A 4,464-nucleotide genomic window follows, 5' to 3' on the forward strand; every position below is an offset into this window, starting at 1 on the left:
GGGGTGGGTGGGTTGCGGCGGTGACTGGCAGAACGCGTCGATGGTGTCGGTCACCTTCAGCGCGTGCGCGGCACCGGCCTTCGCCGCCTCCCGCGCCGTGCCGCCCATCTCCTTCGGCAGGCGGCCGAGTTCGCTGGCGGCCGCCGCCAGCCCCGCCGTAGTCAGGTTCCACACCTGCTCCGCCACCGGCCTGCCCGGCCGGCCGGGCCGGTTGGCCGAGCCCACCGACTCCACCAGCCCCGCCGCCTTCAGGTCCTTGCACGCATTGCGGACCGTCTGCACATCCGCCGTCCCCGGCAGCACCAGCTGCCGCAGCTGCCCGGCCGTGGCGACCTTCACCACGCCCAGCGCCAGCAGCACCAAGCCTCGCACCCGGGCCGTCGACCCGTACGGCCACCGCCTGCTCCCCATCCCAACCGGCCCCCCCTGGGGGGCCACACCGGCTCCCCGGCTGCGCGGCGCGGCCGGCGGGCCGCGCACGCACACCCCCCCGGGGCTGGGCGGGCACCCCGGGCCCCACCGCAAGCCCCACCACGACCACTCCACCACCCACCACTGACACACAAGCGCGGGAGTAAAGGGCTGTCGGCACCGCCGCCACCCACGCACATGCCCGCTGACCTGCACGAATGCAACACCGGGCACGGGAGGTCACCGTAGGGGAAGGCGTAGGGGGGACTGTAGGGAGCACTGCAGGGGCGACAGTCACTCCTGCACGCCGCCCGGACACCACCCGGGCTCCCTCAACCCTCAACCGCGGCAAGCCCACGGGGCGGCGACACAGCAACGCCGGCCTTGAGGGTGCCGGCCCTGCTGTCGCGCGGGCGTGTGTCGGGCGTTCCTGCCGTGCGCGTGCGCCGATAGCGGCATGCGCTGCTCTACGGTCGGCCAGTGCTGGTTGCTTACCGCTTCACCAGATGGGCGGGGTCGATGTCCAGGGGGAACGGCTCTGTCACTGCCGTGGTCTGGCCGGCCTGGACCAGCCGGTCGCTGTAGGCGCCGTGCTCCAGGTGCCCGAGGTACAGCCGCGGAGCGGGCTCCAGTTCCAGGCGCCAGTAGTGCTCGATACCCGCTGCCGCATACAGAGCGGGCTTCATCTTCCGGTCCGCGACGCGGGTGGAGGGAGAAGCGATCTCCACGACGGCGATGACGTCCTGGGCATGCACGGTCACACCGGACAGGTCCACACCCTCGTCCACGACGGCCAGGTCCGGGATCATCAGGCCGTCCGGTACGAGAACGTTGATGGCGTCGAAGACCAGCACCGGCGCTTTCGCGGTCTCAGCGGCCTGTTCCAGCAGCACGTGAAGGCGGTGGGAGGCCCACTGATGCGCAAGGCCTGGCGCGGGGCTCATCATCAGCGCGCCCCCGACCAGCTCGATCCGGTTCCGCGGGTCCTCGGGCAGGGCCAGGACATCGTCCACGGTCCACGGCCCGTAATGGTCAGCGGCGGCAACGCTCACGCTCCCCTTCACCTCCTCGGCTTGCTGTGCCCCCAGTGTGGCCCAGCACGAAGGCGGCGGTCGAGCCGCACGCGCGCAGGGAGCCCGGGCGGCTGAGCCGGGCAGGAGGCTCACGGGGCCGCCTGGCGAGCCGCTTGGTAGGCGTCCCACAACGGCCGCACGACCGTGCACTCGCGGGCGCCCCCAGCCCGGCAGGTGGGGCATGAGGTGGCATGGTCCAGCCACGACCGGTACGCCGCCTGGACCGCCTGGTTCACCCGGGTCACACGGACCCGGACCACAGCGCCGGGCCCCGAGCCGGTGTCCAGCCAGCGCTCGGTGAAGCCGGGCTCCCCCATGACCAGCCCCCTCCACCTCGCCAGGGTCCCGCAGCCGGGCTGCCACAACGACACACCATCGTTTGTTCAATCAACTGTAGCACTCTGGTATCGATACGTCTCGCGACGTATCTCAAACTGCCGCGTCATCTGGACATCTCTAGCGTCTTGACCATGGAGTTTGGTCCTGACGATGAGATCGACGCCGACGGCCCGGTAACCCCCTACCGGCAACTGGCCGGGATCCTCACGGCCCGCATCGCCCGCGGCGACTGGGAACCCAACCGCGCCATCCCCTCCGAGCAACGCCTGGTACAGGAGTACGGACTCGCCCGCTCCACCGTGCGCCGCGCCATCGCCGTCCTGGCAGCCGACGGACTGGTCTTCACCGTGCCCCAACGCGGCACCTTCGTCACCCCACCGCAATAACCACAGCAAAAAGCCCCGAGCCCCTGTCCAGCGCCCCCTCCCCACACAAGACCGGGTGCGCGAGACCTGGGCGCATGCCCACGCCACCGCGCTCGCCGCCCGGCCTCCAGCAGAGGCCCACCATCCGGGATCGCGCGCAGCGGCACACGGGGCGCCGGCCGCAGCGCCCCCTTCTCACCAGTGCGGGCATCGGGGAGGGTCCGCCGACGGACGACGGGGATCAGGGCCTGAGCCGGTCGTGCTCCCCGGACGGCGCGCCAGTCGCCCTTCGGCGCGGGAAGCTCTGCCTCTCCGCCACCGTGCAGCCTCGCACGCAGCAACCGCAGCCCGTCATGGCGTCAAAATCAGAGTCAGGGACAGCCAGTAGAGCGGTGAGAGGTACCGAAAGGCCTGGCGACCTGCGGTGGTGAGCAGATTCGTGCTCCTCACCGGTGATGTCACGGCACTCACCGACTGCAGGTGATGCCGGATTGTGATCTTTCACCCCCCTTTTCGGTGAGCAAATCGGTGAGTGCCACCGGGCTTCATGGATGACACCACCCACATCCACCCGCCCGGGAGCCCACATGACCGCCGCTGCGCATCCGCCTACCACCGTCACCGAAGCCGGCACCACTGTGCCGGGCATGCCCGGCCCCCCGTACCGAAGGCAGCCGGACCACGCCCTGCGGCCCGCGTTCAGCCCGGACGCCGACCTCAGCCCCACCCGCGCCCCACGCCCCACGCCCCACGCCACCACGGGACAGGCGGACGTCGGCCGACGGCTCGTGGGAGCCTGGCCCGTCCTCACTGCGGGACAGGCCCAGGCCGACTGGCAATGCCCGGCCGGGACAGGCTCCCACGGCCTGGCATACCGCAGCTCCCACCCGTCTCGAGCAGCGCGAGTGAACAGGCTCCGCAGCCACCGCGGGTCACCACGTCGCGGGCATAGCCGCCCGGACACCCGACGCCAGCACAGCCGGCCGGACGGCCACACACCACCGCGCCCCTGGGCGTGCAGCACAGCCGCTGCCCCCACCGGGTGCGGATGCCGCTGCTACCGGTCCGGCCACACCCGCAGGGGCAGGTGACGGCCAGTGAGAAAGCTACCCACCCGGCCTCCACGGTTCGTCGCCGTGGACAACCGCGCGGTCGACGACCAGCGCCTGAGCGTCCTGGACATCGGGCTGCTCACCATGGCGCTGCGCCTGCCCGACGGCGCGGACTTCACCATCGCCGCCCTGGCCCAGACCCGCAAACCCGGCCGCGAAGCTCTCACCAAAGCCATGCGGAACCTCGTGGCATACGGCTACATCGTCAAACTCAAGATCCAGGACGCCGCCGACGGCACCTGGCGCACCGAATTTTCCGTCGCCAGCCTGCCCCACCGCCGAGAGGACATCCACCACCTCCTGGCCCAGGTGGCCGGGACACGGGCCGTGCGCGTGGAGCCGGTCTGGCTCGACCCCCGCAACCAGCACACTCCCACCTCACCCGAGCCAACGCTGCCAGGACCGGCCGCCACAGACTCCCCGGCCGCGCAGTCCGCCCTCCGCCCGGTCACGACGGGGTCTCCTGACCCGGGCGCCACCAGTGACAGCTCCGAAGACGTGCAGGCCGGACCGAGTGACGGGTTCCCGGCAGTCGGTGAACCGGCGGTCGGCGACCCGGCGATCGGTGAACCGGCCGCCGGTCAGCCGACCGTCGGAGACCCGTCGGCTAAAGAACTAAGACTGAACAAGCAAGACGGAAAGAGCTCTTCTCTCTCCTCCTCGCCTATCACACCCCACCGTCCGACCGTCCTGGCACCAAGGAGAGAGACCACCACCCCATCCGGACAAGCGCCCCCGGCCGGCCCACCGCCCGCGACGCCATCGCGATCAGGCCCCACCGGCGACGGCCCAGGCAATGCCGGTACCAGTGCGCCCGCACCAGCACGACCGGCACCCGGCAGCCCGCAAGCAGCCGCTCCCGCCCGGCACGGTCACACCCCCGGCACCGTCGACCCCGGTGCGCCCGCACCAACAGGACCAGCACCGGCCGGCCCGCCAGCAGCAGCTGCCGTCCGGATCGCCGACGCCTGGACCACCGCCCGCCACCACCACGGCCACCCCGTCCCCGCTCTGGCCCGGGGCCGCATCGCCCACACCGCCGAAGCGCTCCTGGCCACCGGCATCCAAGAACAGCACCTGATCCAGGCAGCCATCGCCATGGCCCGCAAACCCACCTGGTACGACCTCAGACGCCACCTCGAACACTGGACACCCCCCACCGCC

At 71.6% G+C, this 4,464-nt stretch carries 4 protein-coding genes and 1 pseudogene; 2 read left to right on the forward strand and 3 right to left on the reverse strand.

All coding sequences use genetic code 11. The features are described 5' to 3' along the window. The 3 genes from PV341_RS44025 to PV341_RS44035 form a co-directional block, all read right to left on the reverse strand. Nucleotides 1-360, reverse strand: a 360-nt coding sequence (locus PV341_RS44025) for a replication-relaxation family protein (protein ID WP_500360863.1), incomplete at its 3' end; no start/stop codon positions are given. Between the two features lie 542 nt (nucleotides 361-902). After that, nucleotides 903-1,463, reverse strand: coding sequence for a Uma2 family endonuclease (locus PV341_RS44030; RefSeq protein ID WP_326569941.1), 561 nt, complete (start codon nucleotides 1,461-1,463; stop codon nucleotides 903-905). A gap of 110 nt (nucleotides 1,464-1,573) precedes the next feature. Beyond that, entirely contained in the window at nucleotides 1,574-1,801 is a 228-nt protein-coding gene (locus PV341_RS44035) for a hypothetical protein (RefSeq protein ID WP_500360861.1), read from the reverse strand. A 153-nt stretch (nucleotides 1,802-1,954) separates the two neighbouring features. Between PV341_RS44035 and PV341_RS44040 the strand changes: the two genes are divergently transcribed. Together PV341_RS44040 and PV341_RS44045 are read left to right on the forward strand one after the other, a co-directional pair. After that, nucleotides 1,955-2,209 (forward strand): GntR family transcriptional regulator, encoded by a 255-nt coding sequence (locus PV341_RS44040; RefSeq protein WP_326569942.1) that lies wholly within the window; start codon nucleotides 1,955-1,957, stop codon nucleotides 2,207-2,209. A gap of 1,076 nt (nucleotides 2,210-3,285) precedes the next feature. Then, nucleotides 3,286-4,464 (forward strand): annotated as a pseudogene (locus PV341_RS44045) (hypothetical protein); the annotation flags it as partial.

Origin of the sequence: Streptomyces sp. PA03-1a (assembly GCF_033792805.1) — a bacterium.
Classification (GTDB): Bacteria; Actinomycetota; Actinomycetes; order Streptomycetales; family Streptomycetaceae; genus Actinacidiphila.